Annotated in this window: 3 protein-coding genes; all 3 read right to left on the bottom strand. The window is 49.5% G+C overall.

What is annotated here, in order from left to right; genetic code table 11:
* On the bottom strand, positions 1-375 hold a 375-nt coding region (locus Q8Q08_11320; GenBank protein MDP2654602.1), incomplete at its 3' end, for a DUF1367 family protein.
* On the bottom strand, positions 372-1,277 hold the full coding sequence (locus Q8Q08_11315) for a hypothetical protein (protein ID MDP2654601.1): 906 nt from the start codon (positions 1,275-1,277) through the stop codon (positions 372-374). The genes Q8Q08_11320 and Q8Q08_11315, both read right to left, overlap by 4 nt.
* A gap of 9 nt (positions 1,278-1,286) precedes the next feature.
* Positions 1,287-2,135 (bottom strand): hypothetical protein (locus Q8Q08_11310; GenBank protein ID MDP2654600.1); only part of this gene is annotated, 849 nt, incomplete at its 5' end.

Below are 2,135 nucleotides of genomic sequence, written 5' to 3'. Positions count from 1 at the left end.
GGTAATAGTGGATTGGTAGATCTTTTCAAACTCCGCCTCATCCATCTTGGCAAACGATATGGACTTTGCACGCAATTTAAACGTTCCGTCCAGCTTAAACACCGTCTCGTAATACCCGGCCAGGATGGTTAGTTGCTCCCTGAACTGGTCAAAGTTGCGTTCAGGGATCCCCCACCGCGTTTCGATCGGCGCAGGGTTCCAGTTCTCAAAGCCGACGTTGAGCAAAGCGAAGTATTTACGATGAAATTTGTACGACCTCACCTTTGAGAACTTGCCGTGGATCACCTGGCCGGGCTTGAGCTTGCGGATGTACTCGTCTGATTCAGGATCGGCAGGCATCAGACCAATTTGCGTTTTGGTTAATGACAGGTTCATGTCGATACCTCTTTCCAGTTCGCAAGTACCTGCGGGAAATTCTCAATCAACTCGTCGGCTTCCTTGGCCATCAGTTTTTCGCCTTCCTTAAAAAACATAACCAGTTTAATGGTTTGCTCGGTGGACAGTCCAGCGTCTTTTCCCAGGTTAAAAATAACGCCCTGCTGTTTTTTGGTTGATATGTCGGGATCGACTTTCTTCTCTGTTTTTAGTGGCGATGTATTGGCAGGCGCCGGGTGAGACCCGAAGACCTCCGGCATATCCTCAATATCCTGGGTGAAAATATCACTGGCAGCGGTGGCAGTCAGAACTGCGTCAACGTGCGCCCTTTTTTTTGCCATTTTCAAGACAGTATTATAATAGTCCGCAGGGTTGTCGTGTTCTTCCTTGCCTGGCTGTTGTGATTCAATAGCCTTATCGCCGTCCTTCCATTTAGCGCCGCATCCTCCTTTTTTAGCAAAGCAGATCCATCCCCCGCCGTATTCCTCCCGGCCCTTGATAATCGTGCCGGACTTGGAACATTCAGGACAAACGCGGTCCGAATTACGAAACCTGTATTTTCCTTCCATTGTGGAGCAAGAACCGACCCCCTGGCCAACGATCAGGCTGGTGGTTATATGGGTAAGGGTACAAATGATTTCGTATTCCCTATGGCCTCCCGGCGCTTCTGTTTTTGTTATTTTATAACTGGGCGCAAACCGGAACGTGGTGGACAACTTCTCCGCGCCCGGTTTCAAAAGTGTCGGCTTAGTCCCACATCCAGGAATGACACCATAATGGACATCCTTCTGCATGACCCTCTCCATAACTTCTTGAATAAGGTTCACCTGCCGCCTGATTGTCTCTGCGGTCATGGCCATTTCCTCAAAATTCACTTGTCTAACTTCCGGTAACATTTCCATAAATCCTCCTTAAAGTGCGTCTATTCTGGCTTTGTACGAATCAAGGATCAGGCTCAATCCATCAAGAATTTCTCCGGCGATCTCCTTTGCCTTAGCATTTGCAAGTTCCGGCGCCGCGATATGCCATAACATATCCGTCCATTCTTTCAGCTTTGCCTTGTCCGGTTTTAACATTTCCTTTATTTTGGCGGCTGCCTTGGCCTTTTCTTCGGCCTCAAACTTTTCCCAAGCCTCCCGCTCGGACCTTTCTTTTGCGGCTTTCTCGGCATTGATCCGGGCGTCCTCTTTTGCTTGAATTTCAAATGCAATCCGGGTCTGTCGGTCTTGCTCTGCCCGTTTTGCATCCTCTAATGCTTTCTTTTCAACGTCAATCCTCGCCTGTGCAATTCTCTGTTCCTCTGCAATCCGGTCCTGGTCGGTCTTCTGGTCGGCCAGTCGATTAATCTCAATCTTCCGATCCTCTTCCTCTTTCTTGATCCTGGCCTGTTCAGTTTCCCAATCTGATTTGGCCTTGGTGAGCATATCGGTATACATAAAATCGTCCATGAACTGAACACCTGAAAACGGATACTGCTTGCCATATTTTGCAAGTTCGTCAACACGGTCCTGGACACGCTGGCGTTCGGCTTCTTCCTCTTCGGCTTTGATCCGCTCCAGCTCCTTCGTGATCTTATCCTCTTCAGCCTGGAGGTGGCTTTCGATCGGTTCCAGCATGGCCGTGATCCTCTTGGCCTCGCCGTCAACCAGCTTTCCAAAAGCAAGGGCGTCAGCCTTGAGATCCTTGCGCTTTTTCTCAACGGCCACCCTATGACCCTTGACAACCATTCTGGCCTCGTGGACGGCCTTAAAGCCATCCTG

This window comes from Candidatus Omnitrophota bacterium (genome assembly GCA_030688425.1).
Lineage (GTDB): Bacteria > Omnitrophota > Gorgyraeia > Zapsychrales > JANLHA01 > JAUYIB01.
This window is presented reverse-complemented; position numbering and strand designations above follow the sequence as displayed.